Below are 20,319 nucleotides of genomic sequence, written 5' to 3' on the forward strand. Positions count from 1 at the left end.
TAAAAGTGTACTATAGATAGATTTGAGTGACAAGGTTCTTTGTCACTTTATGGGATTATCTTTGCGGAACTTTATCAAATAAAAATTTCACTTTTTTATCCTGGTCATCTAAATAAAGCCGAGCATTAAAGGTTTTTTCATTTTTTGTAAACCCTTCAATCAGGTCCGTTTTTCCCTCAGAAAGCAGTAATTTAATATTTTTTTGTGTGATATTTTTCCCAAGAATTTTTTTTGAAATAGTAAAATCACATTGATTTTTACGAAAATTACTGCAGCCATAAAAGCTCCCTTTATCGATCACAGACCCATCACATTTTTTACATGATCCTAGTTTAGTCACCGTTTTTGTTTTTTTCTTTCCCGGTGAAAAATTGTCCCTCATCTCATCCGAAAAGCTCCAATTTGTTGATTGGTCAACACTTGTATTGATAAGATGTACAACCATTTTATTGGTTTGCTCCATAAAATGCTTGGGTGATGCGGATCCTTCAGAGATTTCTTTTAATTTCTGCTCCCATTTTGCCGTCATTTCCGGTGAGGCCAGAATTTGCTGTCCAATCGCCTCAATTAAGATTTTTGCCTTCGCCGTTGCGTAAACCAAGTTTTTGGTCACTTGAATATAAAGACGGTCCTTTAACATAGTGATAATTCCTGCTCTTGTTGCCTCTGTTCCAAGTCCTTCCGTTCTTGTCAAAACTTTTTCGAGCTCTTTATCCTCAATATGCTTACCTGCCGTCTTCATTAATGTAATTAATTGGCCCTCAGTATAGCGCTTTGGAGGCTGTGTTTGACTTTCTTTTACATTTATCTTTTCCGTTTTGCCCTGCTCGCCTTTTTCTAAAAATGGAAGTGACGGTTCATCCTCATGTTCCTTTGGAGGCTGTAAAACCTTTTTCCACCCCTCTTCGATTTGCACTTTCCCTTTTGATTGAAAAGAAGCACGCCCGTCCACTAATGTCGTTACCGTTGTATATTCAGCAATTGCTTTGTTATAATGAGCAGCAATTAAGCTTGTTACTACCAGATCGTAAATTTTTCGTTCATCCGCATCCAGTCTCTCAATATTGGGAATTTGTTCAGTCGGTATGATGGCATAGTGATCGGTTACCTTTTTTTCATTCACATACCGTTTGTTATCAATTAGAGAAGGATTAGGCAGAGGGAAGAATGATTGATATGTTTTTATATGACTTAATTTCCCCAATATTTCCGGGAAGATATTTGCCTCTTCTTTCGTAACATAGCGCGAATCGGAACGTGGATAGGAAAGATTTCCTTTTTGATAAAGCTTTTGAAGGACATCCAGTGTTTTTTTCGGTGAGAATTTATAACGTTTATTTGCCTCCGCTTGCAGGGCTGATAAATTATAAAGAAGCGGTGGGTAAAATTCTTTTCTTTCAGAAACCACCTCAGCAACTTCAGCTGGTTTTCCCTTACAAAATGCAGCTACTTTTTCGGCTAAGTCCTTTGTTTTTACTCGTGTTTCTCCATCATTCTGCCATTTACCGCTATAACGTTTTCCGTTAATTAAAAAATGAGCGATTACTTCCCAAAACGGTTCGGGTTTAAAATTCTCAATTTCCAGTTCTCTTTTCACTATTAGGGCTAAGGTTGGTGTCTGGACTCTTCCAACCGAAAATACATCTGAAAAGCCTTGTTTCTGCAGGAGAAGACTATAAAGTCGGGATGCGTTCATCCCTACTACCCAATCGGCGCATGCCCTGGTATAGGCTTCAAAATACAGGCTTCTGGTATCATTTTCATCTAAAAGCTTGGTAAAACCCTCTCTTATTGCGTTTGCAGTCAAGGAAGAGATCCACAGTCTTTTCATCGGTTTTTTACATCTAGTTAACCGAAGTATATTCCGGATGATTAATTCCCCTTCCCTTCCAGCATCCCCGGCATGGATAATTTCATTAACTGCCTGATCAGAGATTAACTTTTTAATGACTGCAAATTGCTTTGCTTTATCTCTTGTCACTTCATATTCAAAGTGTTCAGGAATCATTGGCAGGGATTCCAGCGACCATTTTTTCCAGCCCGGTTGATACTTTTCGGGTGAAACTAATTGGCATATATGACCGATAGCCCAAGTCACGTAGGCACCATTTTTAAAAATTTCATTAGGAAATATTTCAATAAAGCCATTTTGTTTTTTATGCTTAAAAATTGAAGCAAGCGTTGAGCCCTGGTCCGGTTTTTCGGCAATAATTAATTTCATGCAGATTGCTCCCTTTTTTTACAAACTATCCGACATTCATTTTCCCACTTTGCCCCCGCAACGTAAAGAGTAAAAAATCACTCAAAAAATAAAATCCCTTCCAGTTACCTTAGTTTCTGGAAAGGATTTACCAAAGTTACAATTTTCTCTTCAATTGAATAGTGGTATCCTGAATATACCAATGGTCTTCATCGACAATATTGGAGACCGTCAGAATGAATGACGGAACTCTCTCAACTTCAAAAACAATCGCTCCAATTTTCTTGGAGAACATAATAAATGCTTCACCATGCGAAAAATTGGATAAATGGTTCCCGATATGGAGCAAAGACATCATAATTTCCTGTTTTTCATCTGTTTCGATTTGTAAATGCGGAGAGAATCTTAATATCCAATCCTCTCCATCAATGGAAAATCGGAACATCCCCTCACCCTGTTTCATAGACTTTTTTATAATTATACATATGTTGAATCTTGAATTTTATGTTTAAACGCGCTGATGTTGTCCCTCCCAGCTTCAGTCCCTTGTAATTTGGATAAAAAACCGCTTTCATTCCTTGACTGTCCAATTCTGTTATTGTATATTTAAAGCATCATGTTATATAATTGCTTGGCAAAATTTTGCCCTATTAGCTGCATGATAATTATTTAACTTAGGCACTAAAGAATGTGTCTTGATAGGCTTAGGAGGAAGAAGTACATGCAAAACGGTAAAGTAAAATGGTTCAACAATGAAAAAGGTTTTGGTTTTATCGAAGTTGAAGGCGGAGACGACGTATTCGTACACTTCAGCGCTATCACTGGTGAAGGCTTCAAATCTTTAGAAGAAGGTCAAGAAGTTTCTTTTGAAATCGTTGAAGGAAACCGTGGACCACAAGCTGCTAACGTGGTAAAACTATAATCTCAAATAATCTAAGGCTGGCCATTTGCCAGCCTTTTTATTTTGCCATTTAGGAAAGCTTTTTCCCAAACTCCTTAATTTGTTCCCCGATGGTACATTGTGAAATACAAAATTGATGCGCTCTCCTGCGCCCGCCGTCTTTAATTAATTGGCGATGCAAAAAACACCCTTCACAGTATTGAGCCATCAGAGTTTCTACATGCGTTAATACTTCTTTTCGTGCTGAACCCTTCACTTGACTCTACTCCCCCATCCTTAAAGAATTTGTGTTTTAGCGAAGATCTCTTTTCCGTCCAACGCCTGTGTAGCTAATTTATCTGCTTCCTTATTTTCATTACGGGAAATAGCTGTGTACCTCGGCTGGATTCCCAAAGCTTTGATTTTTTCCTCAATTCGGTCCAGCCAGCGATTTAAATTTTCTTCATAGCATGGCCATTCTCCTTCTAGCTGCTTTAAAACAACCTGAGAGTCCCCTTTAAATTCGCAAGGTAAATGATGCACGCCCAAGTCCTCTAAAATATTTAGGGTATAATAGAATGCAGCGTACTCTGCCTCGTTATTGGTATCCATTTGATCTATATGTTCATTAGCCCGGATTCGATATTTCTTTTTGCCCTGCCGAAAGAAAATAACGGCTCCAAGACCGGCGCGATTTGTTTCTTTGTGAAATCCCCCATCAAAATAAACCGTCACTTCATGGGGGTCTTCTTCGATTTCAACGGTCAGTTTTTTTATTTCCTTTAAAGTCCATGATGTCCCCATCTCATCATAATATGTTAATTCTGATACTTTTCCAGACTTATCAAGTTCTTCGCCAGTTTGAATGGCTAATTCGGAGGAAAGCCAGTCAGAGGTAAAATGTACCTTTTCATTTCCCTTAGGTTGATATTTCCACTCAATTCGATATTTCATTTTTTCCAGCCTTTCTTATACTATTTCGGTTTTAAAGCAACAACTTATACGTTCTTAAATATTAATCCTTCATTTTACCTTATGTTGATATGTTCTTATCATACCCAGTTATTAATAGTTGTGATAGAAAAAACTTTTTCTCCAATATGGTCATGAATTATGATAAACTTTCATTAGCTTACAAATGGAGGAAATTATCTTGATTGAAGTTTATATTGATGGGGCGAGTGCCGGTAATCCTGGACCAAGCGGAGCCGGCATTTTTATAAAAGGACAGGGAACTGTAGATAAATATTCGATTCCGCTTGGGGTCATGTCCAACCATGAAGCTGAATACCATGCCTTTATAAAAGCATTAGAAATTTGTTTAGAAAAAGGCTATACCAATACAGTCGTATCGTTTCGAACCGATTCGGAATTAGTCAATAAAGCTGTTGAAAAAGAGTTTGCGAAAAACAAACTTTATGTTCCGTTGTTAGAAAAAGCACTGCAGCTATCGAAGAAATTCGATTTATTTTTTATGAAATGGATTCCAAGCATTGAAAATAAAGTTGCAGATGAGCTAGCAAGGCTTGCAATCCGAAAAAATAACGTGGGGGAACAATAATCATTATGAAAAAACCGATTATTGCTGATATAAGTTTGCTGCTTGTTACATTAGTATGGGGAACTACCTTTGTTTTAGTCCAAAATGCAATTGATTTGCTAGAACCTTTTTCCTTTAATGGAGTTCGGTTTTTAATTGCAGCTTTGTTACTTTTTATCTGTCTTATCCTTTTTGACAAAAAACAACTGAAACTGCTTAATGGTAAAATGTTATTATCGGGTGTTTTTATCGGATTCTGGTTATTTCTTGGATATGCAACTCAAACAATCGGCCTTTTATATACAACCTCTTCGAAAGCAGGTTTTATTACAGGCTTAAGTGTTGTTTTGGTGCCATTACTGTCGATTTTTTTAGCAAAACAATATCCAAGCCGTAATGCCATTTTTGGTGTGTGTACCGCAACTATTGGTTTATTTTTCCTGACAATGACGGATGTAACAGGCCTTAATATTGGCGATGGTTTTGTTTTGGTCTGTGCCATAAGTTTTGCAATGCATATCATCATGACCGGCAAATTTAGCAGTAAGTATCCAAGCCTTTTATTAACAGTCATTCAAATTACAACGGTTGCCGTCCTTTCCATCATTTCTTCGTTCATTTTTGAAGATTGGGAAAGATCTTTAGAGCCTGGTATTTTATTATCCAATGATGTACTAATTGCCATCATTATTACTAGTGTGTTTGCAACAGCTGCAGCATTTCTGATTCAAACAAATTTTCAAAAATATACAACTGCAACAAGAGTTGCTCTAATTTTTGCCATGGAGCCCGTTTTTGCTGCAGTAGCAGGTTATTTTTGGGCACATGACCGTTTGTCCATCAGCGCATTATTCGGTTGTATCCTTATTTTTGCGGGAATGATTATTGCTGAATTTCCTACGGATAAATTTTCTTTTCTAAGAAAAAGTAAAACCATTGAAGGATAAAACAAAAAACTCCCTGATAAAAGGGAGTTTTTTGTCACTAAATAGCAAGAAGTTCTTTTTCCTTTACAAACTGAATTGCATCTTTTCTGTTTTTTACCTTGTTAACCATGAGCGTTTCAAGTAAAGAAATATAAAAACTTCCATCAAAGCTCTTTTGCGCTTTTAACGTTATTTCTACTGCTGTATTGATTATTTCATCGGAAGCATTTGTATAACGTTTTCCGAAATAAATAAATCCAATCGCATCTTCGTGTAATTGGAAGCCCTTTCCCTGCAGATAATCCAAATAATCCTCCAACGACTGCACTGACTTTCCCCTCTCTATTTAAAAAAATTCCCTCTAAAATCTTAACGTAAATTTCTTTGGTTTTCTATGATTTTTTGTACATAAATGGCCCACAATCCCAATGAGTACACCTAAAAGCGCCCCTCCGACTACTTCTTCGGGTTGATGTCCTAACATTTCTTTCAGTCTTTTCGGAGTATTTTGTTTAAATTCAAGGCTCTCTTCTTTATGGATTTTCTCTATTAAATCATTCATGGAATTAACCTTCAAGGTGAGCTCCCCCGTTTGACGGCGAATGCCCTGTGCATCATACATAACGATTAACCCATATACTAGTGAAAGGGCAAAATCAAAGGTGGGCAGTCCTCTTTTTAATGCAATGTACGTAGTTAAAGTAGAAACCCCTGCTGAATGGGAGCTCGGCATCCCACCTGTTTGAAAGAATAGTTCAGGACGCCATTCCTTCTTTTTAACATAATGGATAGGAATTTTTAATCCTTGGGCTAACCCAATGCTAAATAGAGCTAAATAAACACCTTTATTCATTTCATCACCTCTTCCATTATTGTTAAGAAAGATGTGTTTTATTATTCTTGATGGAAATACTAACAAAACAGGAGGTGATCGTTTTGAGTAAAAATAAAAATTCCGACCGTGGAACAAAGGCCCCAGGAGTAACACCGCAGGGTTATGGGCAGGATGCTGAATTTGCTGAGGAACCAAAGAGCAAGTTAGAAAACGCAGCAAAAAAGTCTAACACGAAAATATAAAAAAAGAGGCTGATTTACTCAGCCTCTTCCTTCTTAAGAAACAATTGCCTCGTCAATCGGCAGCAAACGCTGCACACCGCGAAGCTCAAGTTCTGTTAATTTATTCAATGCTTTTTCTTTTACAATCTTTAAACCGGCTTCTTCAAGTGCAATGTTGACCGGTACATCACATTTAATTTCTGCTAAACGTCTTGATAAATGGAGCATCTCTAAATCCTGCTCAATTTTGGCCTTAATTGATTTTGAAAGTCCATCAAGGTTTGAAATAATTCCTTCAACATGGTTGTACTCTTTTAAAAGCTTGAGGGCCGTTTTTTCGCCGATCCCTTTTACTCCCGGATAATTATCACTAGGATCCCCCATTAACGCTTTTAAATCAATCATTTGACGAGGTGTTATACCTTTCTCCTCGAAGAAAGTTTCAGGTGTATGAACAAGGTAGTTGCCATAGCCTTTTTTCAACAAAATAACTGAAATATTATCATCTAATAACTGAAGGATATCTTGGTCCCCCGTTAAAATGGAAACTTTAGCATGCCCACTTAATTGTCTAGCAATGGTACCAATACAATCATCTGCCTCAAATCCTACCATTCCAATGTTAGGGATATCAAATGATTCAACTACTTCCTTTACTAAATCAAACTGAGGAATTAATTCCACCGGTGCTTCCCCACGATTGCCCTTATAAGACGAAAATAGTTCTGTGCGGAATGTTTTACTTCCCATATCCCAACAAACCGCTACATGGCTTGGTTTAAAGGAAGAAACGGCTGTAAATAAATGCTTGATGAAACCATGAATTCCGTTTGTTGGAATTCCTTTTGAATTTATCATGAACTGACCGGTTACTGCCGTGGCATAAAAAGCACGAAATAACAGAGCCATACCATCTACGAGCATAAGTGAAGGCTTTTGATTTTCCAAACTGGAACCTCCTTAAAATTTAGGGTCATAAAACAACACAAAATCCATTATAACATAGTTCGTCCCTAAATTTTAATCAATTTCGTTCTCTTCATAGGAGATCCAATCGCTAAAACTTCCTAAGTACAGCTTAACACGTGGAAAACCGGCTTTCTTTAAAGCGATAAAATTAGGAACTGCCGTTACACCTGAACCACAGTAAACGATTATCTCATTATTAGGATCAATATCTAAAAATCGCTGTTTTTGTTCAACCTCTGACTTATAAAAGCCACTTTTTAGCCCCTCAAACCATGGTTTGTTAACTGCACCCGGAATATGTCCAGCTTTCTTGTCAATTGGTTCTTCAATTCCTAAATATCTTTTCTCTTCTCGCGAATCAATTAAAATGATATTGTCAGGCCGATTTTGAACTACAGTTTTTACCTCTTCCATTGAAGCCAGCCATTCAGACTTAATGGATGAGATAAAGTTAGCTTTGGCAAATGAAGGGACTTCAGCTGTGAGAGGGTAGTTGGCCTCGAGCCATCCTTTAAACCCGCCTTCAAGAACATATACATTTTCATGTCCAAGGTATTGCAGCATCCACCAAAAGCGTGCAGCAAATGCACCTTCTCCGTCATCGTAAGCGACAACAATCGTGTTTTGATTGATTCCCGCCTTTTCCAGTTTATCGACGAATTCGGAGATTTCCGGTATTGGATGCCGCCCGCCATGATGAGTAACAGGACTTGATAAATCTTTTTCAAGATGAAAATAAACAGCCCCGGGGAGATGATTAATCTGATAATCCAGACTGCCTTTATCAGGTTCCGCTAAAGAAAACCGACAATCAATAATGCGAACATCTGAATTGTTTAAGTTTTTCAACAGCCATTCCTTTTCCTTACCAAAGTTCAAAATAATCTCTCCCCTTAAATTCATTATTTTTCAACAAGCTTTTGCTGTACATCCATTAGCACTTCAAGCGAGACTCCGCCTTCTAATGCGGAAAGAAGGCTCAAATAAAATTCATTTGATTGCTCTTCTATATGGCTTAACAGCTTGTTAAATTCGGCCATTAATACATTTGCATAATGATCATTAATGCGGGTTAATTCATCGTTTAAATATTCGTCTGCTGGTGTAGTTAATACATTCATTAACTCATCCAACATTAATTTTTTGTCGTTTTTTTCAAAGAAGGATCTTGGATTTTTAAAATAAGACAATGCCTTAACAAAGCTTTGTTTATTCATGTCTTTAAAGGCATTTTGAAATTCTAATTCAACTCCCTGCTCTAATTCAAACCTAGAGAATGATAGGTCTTCATTTAAATCAATCAAGCTTCTCACAAAACTGATCTCGAAATCAGCCATAATCTTTTCAGCAAAACGGTCTAAACGAACCGTGGTTGCTCTCATTTCCTGAGCAAAATCAAACCCTAAGCTTACAAGGAATTCATCGAGGGCTCCCTGCAATGCTTTTTTCAAATTACGCCCATCATCCCGTAATGTGGAAGGATTAAAGGCTTCTTTAAAGAAATCACTAAAACGAAGAAATACCCGCTGCTTTATATAATAGATTAATTCCTCTGCTTCTTGGCGCATACGATTTTGCAACCCCTCAACGGATTGCCTGTTAAGTAATTCTTTGATTCTCGTCTTTTGATTTTCAATTGCTGAACGCTTCTCTTCTTTTACCGATTGATCCTCTTTTGCGCTTTGAATCAGCTTGTGAACCAATTCATGAACACGGCTAAGTTCGTTTTCGGCTGAAGCAATTGCCATTTGTGTAAGGTCATTGGAAATAAATTGATAGAATGACCTTTCAAAATTAACCATATTGGATGCAGGATTAGCAGAAGGTTCTTGTTTTTCCTTAATCGCTAATAGACTAGATAACGGATGAAGATGCGGATTTCTGATTCCATATTTTCCAAGTTGATCTTGTACATATTCGACTACTGTATTTTTCTCTTCCTCATTCTCGGCCAAGTCAATAGCATTAATGATAAAGAACATTTTATCGAGCTGGAACGAATCCTTTACCCGGCCTAATTGAATTAAAAATTCACGGTCTGCCTTTGAAAAAGCGTGATTATAATACGTTACAAAAAGAATCGCATCTGAGTTTTTAATATAATCAAAGGCAACCCCGGTATGCCGTGCATTGATGGAATCGGCTCCAGGAGTATCCACAAGGGTAATTCCCTTTCTGGTTAGCTCACAATCATAAAACAATTCAATCCATTCAACATAACAGGATTTCTCCTCTTTTGCGACAAAGTCAGTAAATTCGCTTAAATCCGTTTCCAAGACTGTGCCTAGGAGATTATTGAATGAATCATACCCTTTCTTAAAGGCTTGTAAAAATGCAAAATGAGTTTTCTCCATAACTCCGTCTTGCTGATTTTGTAAAAGAACTTTGTCAATTTCCCCACATGCTTCTGCTAAATTTCCAATCTGTAAATCAAATACCTTCAAGGAACGATTTACATCTTCAAGCATTGCTTCAGTTTCTTTAAATTTTACAAGAACCATTCCATGCGGATTTGATTCAGACACCGGCTTTATTTTATTAATGGCCGCAGTGGTTGGGTTCGGTGAAACAGGCAGAACCTTTTCCCCCATTAAAGCATTGGCAAAAGAGGATTTCCCCGCACTGAAGGCACCAAATAAGGCAACCGTGAATCCCTTGTTCTCTAAGCGCGACGCCTTCTCTTCCAATTCCCTTGCAAGCTTTTTAAAACCTGGCAGATCATGTATAAGGCTGGAATTTTTCCGAAGTCTCTCCACCATTTTCTTTAGTTGGTTTGTTTCTTGTAGAGATTCTTTTTGGGCTACAGTTACAGTATTTAATTGCTTGTTTTCTATAACTTTACTTTCACTTTCTGCCGGCTTAATTTTCGTCACACCACTTTGAACCACTTCATATTCTTCATTCTCATGATCAAATAAATGGTATGTGTCTGATCTCGCCTGATTCGAAAGGGTAATGATTTCATCGACTTTATCGGCTTTTAATTTTAGTTCCTGTTGATATTTCTCAATTTCTTCAATTGCCTGGACATACGGCTCAATCCTATTGTATTCCTGTTGATACTGATGTTTTACTTTGTCGTTTCTTTCCAATAGAGCATGTAAAAATTCAGCTTTTAATTCTTCTACACGTTCTCTCGCTAATTTTTTAATTTTAGAGGCTACCTCTTCTGTATAATTTAAGACATATTCTCCTGATAAACGCGCACCAGGCTTAACTGAAGATTTTAACAAATCGGCAGGAAAATCAATCTTAAGAGCCTGAGCAGAAGCGGTTAAATCGGGTTGATCAATTTCGTGTTCTTTAAGAAATTTCAATAAAAATTCACGGAGGTGCCACTCAAGCTGTTCTTTTGATTTTTCCAGCATGTCCTGGTAAAAACGCTCAAGTCTCGACTCTCGTTCCTCTTGTGTTTTTTGTTTTGAAAACAAGAAGCCAACTTTAAATTCAGATTGGCTCGATTCCAAATAGGCCTCTGCCAAAGATCTTGTTTGAAATGGCATTAGATATGCATTCTTAATAATTTCAGTTAAATCTTCATCAAATTTCTTTTCAGATTGTTCTTGACTGCCTGCCGCACTGCCCATTTTCGATTGCAACAGTTGATGAAGCTCAAGCAGTTCCTCTCTTTCAGCTTCCGATAACTCATTGAATTTTTCTAAAATGGATGAAAGTTTTTCTTCCTCCCCTTTTTTTGCTTGATTCAAATGGTCTTGGGCAATTTTTCTTAAAGAATGAAAAATAGATGGAAGCAATGCTTCATCTTTCGCAGCTAATTTCTCCGCAATAAATTGTTTTAGTTCGGCAAATTCATTGAAGCGGTGACTTTGGTTTTTTAATGATGTATAAAAAATCCGTTTCGGACGTACTCCCCAGGTTGCAAAAGAATCAATAACACTTTTCTGGAAGTCAGCAAAGCTAAGTTCATCATCCTTATGTTTATCAATTTGATTGATAACTAGATATACTTCTTTCCCCGCCTCGGCCAGCTCTTTTGTGAATAAGAAATTTAGTTCAGCTTGAACATGATTGTAGTCCATTACATAAAAAATCAAGTCAGCTAAATGCAATGCGGATTCCGTTGCGATTCGATGGGCATCATCGGCAGAGTCAATTCCGGGTGTATCCATAATCACCGTATTTGCGGGCAAACTTGATTCGCTGTGGCTGATTTCGATTTCCTCGATTTGATCCCCGTCTTTGCAATAATTTTTCACCAAATCGTAATCATATGGTGCTAAGTAAATCCGTGGTTTGTCATTTTTGAAAAAAACCTTTGCGTATTCCTCACCTGTTTTCACTTTTACAAGATTGGCACTGGTTGGAATTGGACTTGATGGCAGTAAATTCTCTCCGATTACCTTATTAATCATCGTCGACTTGCCTGCTGAAAAATGGCCGCAAAATGCAACAACAAATTCCTGAAGCTCCATTTTCTTAGCTAATTCCTTTAGCTTCCCGGCATTTTCAGCGTCTTTTTCGTTTAGTAAATAATCATAAATCCCAATTAATTTATTTCTTAATGATTGAGCAGTTTCCTGTTGTTTGGTTGTTTGAACCATGAATCCTAATCCCCTTAACTACATAGTAATAGTTTTATTCTATACGATTATTCACACTTTTCCTATCTTGACAATCGATTATCTTAGAAAAAAGTAAAAAGCCAAGGAGATTTCCTTGGCTCTAGGGTATCGAAAATTTCGATTGACTTTTATTTCATCATTTTCTATTACCGATTCACCTCGTTAATTTATTATAAATAAGTTAATATACAGGCTGTTCATTTTGTCTGTTGATTACCGCTCCCCAGCACGCCCGCGGAAATCAGCAGGCCCATTAGCATGGAAAATCTTTAAGCAAAAATCGGTATTTTAGCTTTAGACAAAATGAAAATTGCCGAGAAAAATAATCTTTCTCGACAATTTGAGCCAAATAGATTTCCTTGACTATATAAGGTGTTAATTAATGTGTTACATTTTTTAAAACGTGCTTCATGACAAATGCATAAATAATAATTGTACCGCCCACAAAAGCAAAAGTCATCATAACACCTTCCTTCTCCGTACTTGTTGAGAATGATTTTCATCGTTGATTAGATTTTAGCACAGGTGATAATGATTTTCAATAACACTTTTTTATTTGTCACATTTATTTAACAATTTAGGAAGAAAACGATTACAACTTTCGAATGCTCCTTCATACGGGGTATGGTTCCTTAGCGCTTGTTCCTCGATTGGAATTCGAATCGAAAGCATACCGATATTTAAAATCGTGAATATGGCTGCTGTAAAATAGGCATTAAATATCAGCGGAATGACAAGCAATTCTAATGATACAACCAGATAATTTGGGTGCTTGATCAACCGATAAGGCCCTTTTCTAATCACATTCGCATTTGGCAGAACAATAATTTTTGTATTCCAATACTTCCCTAATGAAAATAACGCCCATACTCTCACCAACTGAGCAAGAATGAAAACAAAAAGTAACCAGTGCCAAGCAAATGACATTTCTCGATTAAGGAGGATTTTTTCACTGAAAAAAATGAGAAAAAAAAGTAAGTGCATCCAAACCATTAAGCGGTAATGCTCCTGCCCATACTCTATTGCTCCATGTCCAAGCATCCATTTCTCATTTTTTTTGGCAATCAGTAATTCAACGACACGCTGAGCAATAAGGAGACACCAAAAGATAAGGAAGGGATAAAAATCCACCATTTCATTGCCACCTCAATAATAATAACTCTGAACTAAAGCCTGGACCCAGTGCCGTACACAGGCCATTCTCTCCTTTGTTAGTTTCCAGCTCCATAAACCTTTTTAGGACGTACAAAATTGTTGCCGATGACATGTTTCCGTAATTCTTCAAAATCTCGAAGGAAATTTCGGTCATGGACGGTAAAATGCCCAAAGCAGAAACGTACGCATCTAATACTTTTTTTCCGCCTGGGTGGGCAATAAAATAATTAAATTGACTTAGTTTCATACCGTATTGTTCGAGAAAATCATTCACATTCGGCTTTAACCAGCTTTCAATGATTTTGGGAATATCACGAGAAAAGACGACAAATAATCCTTGGTTTCTTACATCCCATCCCATTACATCCAAGGAATCTGGCATCAGTGTTGATTGAGTTGCGATGATAGCAGGCGAGGTTTTACGTGAACGAAGGCCTTCTATATTGACATCATCCCCGCAAATGAGTGCACAAGCAATCCCGTCTGCAAAAAGAGTTGTTCCGATCAGATTACTTTTTGAAAGGTCGTTTTTCTGAAAGGTTAAACTGCAAAGTTCTACAGCCAGGACAAGAGCCTTTGCTTTTGGAAATGCTAAACAGTATTCATAAGCTCTAGAAATACCGGCAGCCCCCCCTGCACAGCCGAGTCCCCAAATGGGTATTCTCTTCGTATGCTGTGAAAATGGAAGCTGGTTCATTATTCTTGCTTCAACACTAGGTGTTGCAAGGCCAGTGGTGGAAATAAAAAAAATAGCATCAATTTCTTGATAGGGAATCGGTTTTTTCAAAAACAATTGGCTTGATAAACATTCCTTAATCGCTTGCGAACCAAATTTAACTGCGTTTTCAATATACGCATGATTTTTTTCTTCAAAGGTATGCTCTTCCTCAAACCAATTGATGTCTTTAACAAAATTCCTTTTCTCAATTTGTCCATTAGAAAATGCTTTTAATAATCGTTCAATATCTCTAAACGAGTCAGAAAAAAGTTTCCGGGCAAATTCTTCTGCTTGATCCTGTTTTATTTCATTAGGTGGAAGTGCTTCCGCAATTGAAATAATCGTCGGCATCTTCATCTCCTCCAATTCATGAGGTTATTTTTACCAACTGCCGAAGAATTATTCTATTATGTACGAGATGAATTTTTTACAAAAAAAAGCTCCCCTTATGCTGGGAAGCCAATCGTTTTGAAGGTTGTTGTTGTGCACTTAAATTATAACGCGAAACGAGGCATTTGTTCATTATATAATCTTTTCCAATTGGGTAATTTATTTATGGTTTATCAGGCTGTTTTTGAACATCAATCTTAATTTTATTGGTTGCCAGCGATCCGCATATTTTACAGTATTCCTGCTTGTTATACAAAAGACGGCATAATTCACAATAATATTTTTCCACTAAGGAACACACTCACTTTTTGAGATTATAAGCACTATATTTTCATGTTATTTTCAAAATCTTAGAGTGTGACAATATTTCTTTTCCACACTTACATACATCTATCTCACATGTTAATCAATTATCTGCATCACAGGGGATGTGTGAGAATTCACAGTTTTTTCACATTTACTCCCCCTCTGTTGTGACTTTCCTCACTGTTACATCAACTTTTTAACATTAACATGTTACTTAACTAAGGAATGAACAATTTGTGAATTTACAAATTTTATCTTTTTCTTTCTAAATTGTTTTGTATTATGAAAGTGAACTTATTATTTTCCAATTATCCGAAGGGAGTGTAAGGGATGGCAAAGGCGGAAGTGAAAACAAATCAAAAAACAGAAATAGAGGACAGTTCCTCACTAAAAGGAACATTAGCGTCCGTTTTCTTTTTAGGACTCTTTATCGTGCTCACATGGGTAAGTGTCTATTATCTATTTGTAGAAAGATTTTAAAGATATAAGGGGGAAAATTCATGCATATGCATAAATTTGAAAAAATTTGGCTTATTTTCGGAGTTGCAACATTGATTGTCTTCTTATCCACGATCGGTGTTAGTGCATTCTATCTCGGAAACAAGCCGCCTAGCTGCTTAACTACCATTAACCCGGATAAAGTAGATCAAACAAAACCATTTGATAAACCAGGACTTCATAAGGTTGAAGGGAAAGAGTGGGACTACGAACTTGTTTATGTTGCATCCACTTTTTCTTATAACCCGACAGAAGTAAAAGTACCGCTTGGGGCAAAAGTAAGAGTAATTGCTACTACCAAAGACGTTGTCCATGGCTTTGAAGTTGCCGGAACCAATATTAATATGATGCTTGAACCTGGATATGTCAGCGAATACACAACAACATTTGACAAAGAAGGCGAATATTTGATTGTTTGTAATGAATATTGTGGTGCCGGACACCATTTAATGAGTTCTAAGATTGAGGTGGTAAAATAATGGCTAGCGTTTCAGCAAATATAAAAGTAGACCCTAGGGATGCGAAGCTTTCAATGGCCCATTTTTATGTGGCTTTTATAGCACTTGCTCTTGGCGGACTAATGGGGCTTCTGCAGACCCTTGTCCGTTCAGGAAAATTCGAGTTGCCTGCAGGGATTGGATACTACCAACTTTTAACTGTTCATGGTGTTATGATGGGACTTGTATTAACAACCTTCTTTATCATGGGCTTTCAATATGCAGCTGTCAGTCGTACAGCTGGTACACACTCACCTGCAGCAAGACGTACCGGGTGGATTGGTTTTTGGGTAATGACCATTGGTACTGCGATGGCTGCAACAATGGTCCTATTAAATAAAGCATCCGTACTTTATACATTTTACGCACCACTGCAAGCACATTGGATCTTCTATCTTGGGATGACCTTCGTTGTGGTCGGAAGTTGGATTGATGGTGCAGCGCAAATTATGACCTATGCAAAATGGCGGAAAAACAATCCTGGTAAACCAAGCCCGCTGTTAAGCTTTATGGCAGTCATTAATACAGTTATGTGGATTGTCGCTACACTGGGTGTTGCTGCTACAGTATTGTTCCAATTACTACCTTGGTCTTTAGGATTAGTTGATACGGTAGATGTTCTCGTAAGCCGTACATTATTCTGGTATTTTGGCCACCCGCTTGTTTATTTCTGGCTGCTTCCTGCTTATATGTGTTGGTATGCAATTATTCCTAAAATTATTGGCGGCAAAATTTTCTCAGATTCTTTAGCACGGTTATCGTTTATTTTATTCCTGCTCTTCTCCATTCCTGTTGGCTTTCACCACCAATTAACAGAGCCGGGAATTGATCCAGCGTGGAAGTTTATTCAAGTTGTTTTAACCTTTATGGTTGTTATTCCTTCATTAATGACCGCCTTTTCTTTATTTGCAACTTTTGAAAGATATGGACGTTCTAAGGGAGCTACAGGCCTTTTCGGCTGGTTTCGGGTTCTTCCTTGGAATGACGCACGTTTCACCGTACCTTTTATCGGAATGGCTTCATTTATTCCAGCCGGTGCGGGTGGGATTATTAACGCATCAAACCAATTGGACCAAGTTGTTCATAATACCATCTGGGTTACAGGACACTTCCATTTAACTGCGGCCACATCAGTAGTGCTAACATTCTTTGGAATTTCTTACTGGCTAGTTCCTCACTTAACCGGCCGCAAATTAACCAAGGCCATGAACAAATTAGCGATTATCCAAGGCTGGGTTTGGTTTATTGGAATGGTCTTTATGTCAGGTGCTATGCATATACAAGGTCTTCTTGGCGGTCCAAGACGTTCAGCGTTTTCAACCTACAATGGTGCCAAGCAGGCAGCTGAATGGATCCCATATCAAATCGCACAAGCTGTTGGTGGAACGATTCTTTTCTTAGGGATTATCTTAGTATTAATCATTTTCATTAATCTTGCCTTTTTTGCACCAAAAGGGGAAGAAGAATTCCCTGTTGGTGAAGCAGAAAATCTTGAAGAAAAAGCACCAATGGTATTTGAAAACTGGAAATTGTGGCTTGGAATGCTTGCCGTTCTCATTCTTTTCGCTTATACAATTCCATTTATCGATATCATACAGAACGCACCACCGGGATCGAAAGGATATAAAACCTGGTAAGCATTAAGGCTTCAATCTATGTGATTGAAGCCTTTTCATTTTGCGTTTTAACGAGCGGATTTTTTGGCAGGTTCACCAGTAATACAGATAAAAGAATAAAGAAAGAACCAATAAATTGATTGAACGCAAAGCCTTCTTTATAAAGAAAAACACCTAATAAGGTTGCCACCACCGGCTCTACGGTTGCAATAATGGATGCCTTGCAGCTATCTATTTTTTCCAACCCTTTTGTATACAATAAATATGCCACCACGGTAGGAAATAATCCTAACCCAAGTCCATAAAACATAACCTCTCCACTGAAAAGGATGCTTCCCTTATTCCAAAGGCCCGTAACCGGCACTAAAGCAATTGACGCAACAATAAAGGTATATAGAGTAACCGTGAACGGTGAATATTTATTTAATGCAAATTTCCCAAATATAGTGTATAAAGCATAGCCGAAACCTGCGCCAAGTCCGGTTAGTAATCCTGCAGCACTAATAGATGTTGTTTCATTCAGGTTACTTCCGGCAACCAATACGCAGCCCAATATTGTCCCTGCTACAGAAATAAGTTTAGCAGCATTCAATTTCTCCTTAAGAAATAACCAGGAAAGAACTGTCACAAATGCCGGGGCTGTATACAATAAGATAACCGCTAGAGAAAGATTCATTTGTTGAATTGATGAAAAATAACACCAATTAAAGAGTACGATACTGCAGACACCAGTCCCAACAAATAACCAAGTGTCCTTCCATTTAATTTTCATTTGCGCCGGATATTTTACTAAACCAGTAATTCCTAACAAAACCGCTGCTGTCACAACCCTGATTGTCACAATTTCCATTGATGTAAAACCGAAGGCATCTAATCCTCTTACAAAAATAGCTATAATTCCCCATAGTGCAGCACTGATCGCTACTAATAATATCGGAAGGATTTTTTTCATGATAACTGATACACTGCTCCGTATTTTTGATAGAGATAATCAATTAAATAGGATGGATTAAGACCTTCACCGGTCACATCTTTCAGGATTTCAAGCGGCTTTTTCATTTTTCCATATTGATGAATATTCTTTGTCAGCCACTCTTGAACAGGCAATAACTCTCCCTTTTCGAGCAGTTGATCGAAGTTTGGAAGGTCTTCAAGCATTTTATTTTTAAATTGTGCAGCATACATATACCCTAATGCATAGGAAGGAAAATAACCAAAGCTTCCCCAGCCCAGTGAACATCTTGCAGGACTCCCTCTGCATCATCTTCCGGCCTGATTCCTAAAAACTCTTCATATAAATCGTTCCATACTGTTGGCAAGTCATTAACTTTTATTTCATCATTAAATAATTTTTTTTCTATTTCATAGCGGATAATGATATGTAACGGGTAGGTCAATTCATCCGCCTCGATTCGAATAAAGGAAGGCTTGGATTCATTAATGGCACGATAGAATTCCTCAATTGAGACATCATCAAACTGTCCATCAGCATATTTTTTTAACAGCTCGTATTGATACTTCCAGAATGGTAAACTTCTTCCGACAATATTTTCATAAAAAAGAGATTGTGATTCGTGAATTCCCATTGAAGTACCTGAACATAAAGGTGTTCCAATTAACTTTCTAGAAATATTTTGTTCATATAATGCATGACCGCCTTCATGAATCGTTCCGAAAACAGCGGTACGGAAATCGAATTCATCATACCTGGTTGTCACACGTACATCGCCGGGATTTAGTCCAATTGCAAATGGATGGATGGTTTCATCTAATCTCCCTGCCTCAAGGTTGTAGCCCATTTTTTTTAAAACCTCTAAACTAAATAGACGCTGGTTTTCTTTATTAAAATGGTTAAAGAGAAAATCTGTTTGCGGCTTATTTGACATTTCCGATATTTGTTTGACCAATGGGATTATTTTATTGCGGAGCTCGCCAAATACCCGGTCTAACACTTCCACAGTAACCCCAGGCTCATATAAATCTAACAGTTGATCATAGACCTTCTCTTTTGTTCCCCAATACCCAACAAACTTCTTTGTCATTGCGACGATCTTTTCCAAGTATGGACTAAACATGGCGAAATCAGCATTTTCCCTCGCTTCTTCCCAAACACTTTCTGCCTTTGATTGGAGAATGACATACTCTTTATATTCTTCTGCAGGAACTTTCTTGTTTCGCTCATATTCTTTTTTGCATTCCTCTAGAATTTTTCTGGTTGAATCGGATAATTGGATTTTCGATAAATTTGCAATATATGCAGCCATTTCCTCCGATATTGACATTCTAAATACTTCTGAGGAAAGCATTCCAATTACTTCTGACCTTTGCTCTACGGCCTGCTTCGGAGCTCCCGTACGCAAATCCCAATAAATTAAGCCAAGAGCTTCATTATAAGCAGCTATTTTTTTCACATAATCTAAAAATTCTTTTTCCAGTCTCGCTGTCTGATCGCTCATTTAGAACCCCCCTGTTAACAATGTATAAATTTTATCATATTTTTCTGAAAAAAGGATTGGTCTTGCCCTTTTAAAATGGAAAAAAAAACAACAGAAATAAAATTCTGTTGTAAAATAAATCTATAGGGAAAAAAGAGATGTTTCATGGAAATTAAATATAACTCAAGTAAAATGATTAAAAAGGGTGTGCTTTATGGGGCTGAGACCCTTGGCACGAGAATTATCTTTTACCGATAGCGACTCTCCAAGTATCGGGACCTTCTTCAAGGTATTCCCAAGTAAATTGGTCGGTTCTCTCAATCATCAATTGATATTGAAGCGGTCTTGGGTCATGATCATTCACAATTTGCATAAATTCCCCTGATTTTAACTCATCAAACCCATTCAAAATCGTTGGATGTTTTTCACGTGGTGAATAATCAGGAACATGTATGACTTTTGCAAAAGTTTGCATCATTTTCACTCCTATTAATTTTTAACTTCTCCTATATTAAGAAATCTTTTTTAACAACCTAGTGAGAGGTATCAC

20 protein-coding genes and 1 pseudogene are annotated in these 20,319 nt (G+C 37.4%); 7 read left to right on the top strand and 14 right to left on the bottom strand.

The genetic code is table 11. From position 1 onward, the window contains the following. Positions 1-55: 55 nt before the first annotated feature. Together RCG21_RS24130 and RCG21_RS24135 are read right to left on the bottom strand one after the other, a co-directional pair. Entirely contained in the window at positions 56-2,221 is a 2,166-nt protein-coding gene (locus RCG21_RS24130; RefSeq protein WP_133336027.1) for a DNA topoisomerase III, read from the bottom strand. Positions 2,222-2,357: 136 nt separating this feature from the next. Next, on the bottom strand, positions 2,358-2,645 hold the full coding sequence (locus RCG21_RS24135) for a hypothetical protein (protein WP_133336025.1): 288 nt from the start codon (positions 2,643-2,645) through the stop codon (positions 2,358-2,360). Positions 2,646-2,921: 276 nt separating this feature from the next. Here RCG21_RS24135 and cspD point away from each other — a divergent pair, with 276 nt between their 5' ends. Then, a complete protein-coding gene (gene cspD / locus RCG21_RS24140) occupies positions 2,922-3,122 on the top strand; it encodes a cold-shock protein CspD (RefSeq protein WP_026563856.1) in 201 nt (66 codons plus the stop codon). Between the two features lie 49 nt (positions 3,123-3,171). Here cspD and RCG21_RS24145 read toward each other — a convergent pair whose 3' ends face one another. Then, the gene (locus RCG21_RS24145; protein ID WP_133336023.1) at positions 3,172-3,357 is read right to left on the bottom strand and encodes a zinc-finger domain-containing protein; all 186 of its coding nucleotides are present in this window, start codon (positions 3,355-3,357) and stop codon (positions 3,172-3,174) included. A 20-nt stretch (positions 3,358-3,377) separates the two neighbouring features. After that, complete coding sequence (locus RCG21_RS24150; protein WP_133336021.1) at positions 3,378-4,034, bottom strand: ribonuclease H family protein; 657 nt, start codon at positions 4,032-4,034, stop codon at positions 3,378-3,380. A 199-nt stretch (positions 4,035-4,233) separates the two neighbouring features. On the opposite strand from RCG21_RS24150, the gene RCG21_RS24155 reads away from it, so the two are divergent. Both RCG21_RS24155 and RCG21_RS24160 read left to right on the top strand, forming a co-directional pair. Then, positions 4,234-4,641, top strand: a complete 408-nt coding sequence (locus tag RCG21_RS24155) for a reverse transcriptase-like protein (protein ID WP_133336019.1) — start codon at positions 4,234-4,236, stop codon at positions 4,639-4,641. A gap of 5 nt (positions 4,642-4,646) precedes the next feature. Then, positions 4,647-5,567, top strand: a complete 921-nt coding sequence (locus RCG21_RS24160) for a DMT family transporter (RefSeq protein WP_133336017.1) — start codon at positions 4,647-4,649, stop codon at positions 5,565-5,567. 37 nt (positions 5,568-5,604) lie between these two features. Here the strand turns inward: RCG21_RS24160 and RCG21_RS24165 are convergent, their stop codons facing one another. Next, positions 5,605-5,874 (bottom strand): DUF6123 family protein, encoded by a 270-nt coding sequence (locus RCG21_RS24165; protein WP_133336015.1) that lies wholly within the window; start codon positions 5,872-5,874, stop codon positions 5,605-5,607. 33 nt (positions 5,875-5,907) lie between these two features. Further along, positions 5,908-6,399: a divergent PAP2 family protein gene (locus RCG21_RS24170; protein WP_133336013.1), complete on the bottom strand. Its 492-nt coding sequence runs from the start codon at positions 6,397-6,399 to the stop codon at positions 5,908-5,910. An 83-nt stretch (positions 6,400-6,482) separates the two neighbouring features. On the opposite strand from RCG21_RS24170, the gene sspL reads away from it, so the two are divergent. Beyond that, positions 6,483-6,623: a small, acid-soluble spore protein L gene (sspL, locus tag RCG21_RS24175; RefSeq protein WP_026573211.1), complete on the top strand. Its 141-nt coding sequence runs from the start codon at positions 6,483-6,485 to the stop codon at positions 6,621-6,623. Positions 6,624-6,656: 33 nt separating this feature from the next. Here sspL and RCG21_RS24180 read toward each other — a convergent pair whose 3' ends face one another. The 5 genes from RCG21_RS24180 to RCG21_RS24200 all read right to left on the bottom strand — a co-directional run bounded on the left by RCG21_RS24180 (position 6,657) and on the right by RCG21_RS24200 (position 14,378). Next, the gene (locus RCG21_RS24180; protein WP_133336011.1) at positions 6,657-7,550 is read right to left on the bottom strand and encodes a 5'-3' exonuclease; all 894 of its coding nucleotides are present in this window, start codon (positions 7,548-7,550) and stop codon (positions 6,657-6,659) included. A gap of 72 nt (positions 7,551-7,622) precedes the next feature. After that, the gene (locus RCG21_RS24185; protein ID WP_235824834.1) at positions 7,623-8,450 is read right to left on the bottom strand and encodes a sulfurtransferase; all 828 of its coding nucleotides are present in this window, start codon (positions 8,448-8,450) and stop codon (positions 7,623-7,625) included. A 23-nt stretch (positions 8,451-8,473) separates the two neighbouring features. Then, on the bottom strand, positions 8,474-12,133 hold the full coding sequence (locus RCG21_RS24190) for a dynamin family protein (protein WP_133336007.1): 3,660 nt from the start codon (positions 12,131-12,133) through the stop codon (positions 8,474-8,476). 573 nt (positions 12,134-12,706) lie between these two features. Then, complete coding sequence (locus RCG21_RS24195) at positions 12,707-13,288, bottom strand: isoprenylcysteine carboxyl methyltransferase family protein (protein ID WP_133336005.1); 582 nt, start codon at positions 13,286-13,288, stop codon at positions 12,707-12,709. 1 nt (position 13,289) lies between these two features. Next, complete coding sequence (locus RCG21_RS24200; RefSeq protein ID WP_308913865.1) at positions 13,290-14,378, bottom strand: type III polyketide synthase; 1,089 nt, start codon at positions 14,376-14,378, stop codon at positions 13,290-13,292. Positions 14,379-15,053: 675 nt separating this feature from the next. Between RCG21_RS24200 and RCG21_RS24205 the strand changes: the two genes are divergently transcribed. The 3 genes from RCG21_RS24205 to RCG21_RS24215 are packed head-to-tail and all read left to right on the top strand — an operon-like array spanning position 15,054 to position 17,355. Continuing rightward, on the top strand, positions 15,054-15,203 hold the full coding sequence (locus RCG21_RS24205) for a cytochrome c oxidase subunit 2A (RefSeq protein ID WP_133336001.1): 150 nt from the start codon (positions 15,054-15,056) through the stop codon (positions 15,201-15,203). A 20-nt stretch (positions 15,204-15,223) separates the two neighbouring features. Beyond that, positions 15,224-15,700, top strand: coding sequence for a cytochrome c oxidase subunit II (locus RCG21_RS24210; protein WP_026573218.1), 477 nt, complete (start codon positions 15,224-15,226; stop codon positions 15,698-15,700). Continuing rightward, entirely contained in the window at positions 15,700-17,355 is a 1,656-nt protein-coding gene (locus RCG21_RS24215; RefSeq protein WP_308913866.1) for a b(o/a)3-type cytochrome-c oxidase subunit 1, read from the top strand. The genes RCG21_RS24210 and RCG21_RS24215 overlap by 1 nt, the downstream gene beginning before the upstream one ends. A gap of 16 nt (positions 17,356-17,371) precedes the next feature. Here the strand turns inward: RCG21_RS24215 and RCG21_RS24220 are convergent, their stop codons facing one another. The 3 genes and pseudogenes from RCG21_RS24220 to RCG21_RS24230 form a co-directional block, all read right to left on the bottom strand. Continuing rightward, entirely contained in the window at positions 17,372-18,286 is a 915-nt protein-coding gene (locus tag RCG21_RS24220) for a DMT family transporter (RefSeq protein WP_133335997.1), read from the bottom strand. Next, a pseudogene (locus RCG21_RS24225) lies at positions 18,283-19,790 on the bottom strand (carboxypeptidase M32). Before RCG21_RS24225 ends, RCG21_RS24220 begins: the two are co-directional and overlap by 4 nt. A gap of 220 nt (positions 19,791-20,010) precedes the next feature. Then, complete coding sequence (locus tag RCG21_RS24230) at positions 20,011-20,244, bottom strand: DUF2249 domain-containing protein (RefSeq protein ID WP_133335993.1); 234 nt, start codon at positions 20,242-20,244, stop codon at positions 20,011-20,013. Between the last annotated feature and the right edge of the window lie 75 nt (positions 20,245-20,319).

Origin of the sequence: Bacillus salipaludis, from assembly GCF_030938565.1 — a bacterium.
GTDB classification, from domain to species: domain Bacteria; phylum Bacillota; class Bacilli; order Bacillales; family Cytobacillaceae; genus Neobacillus; species Neobacillus salipaludis_A.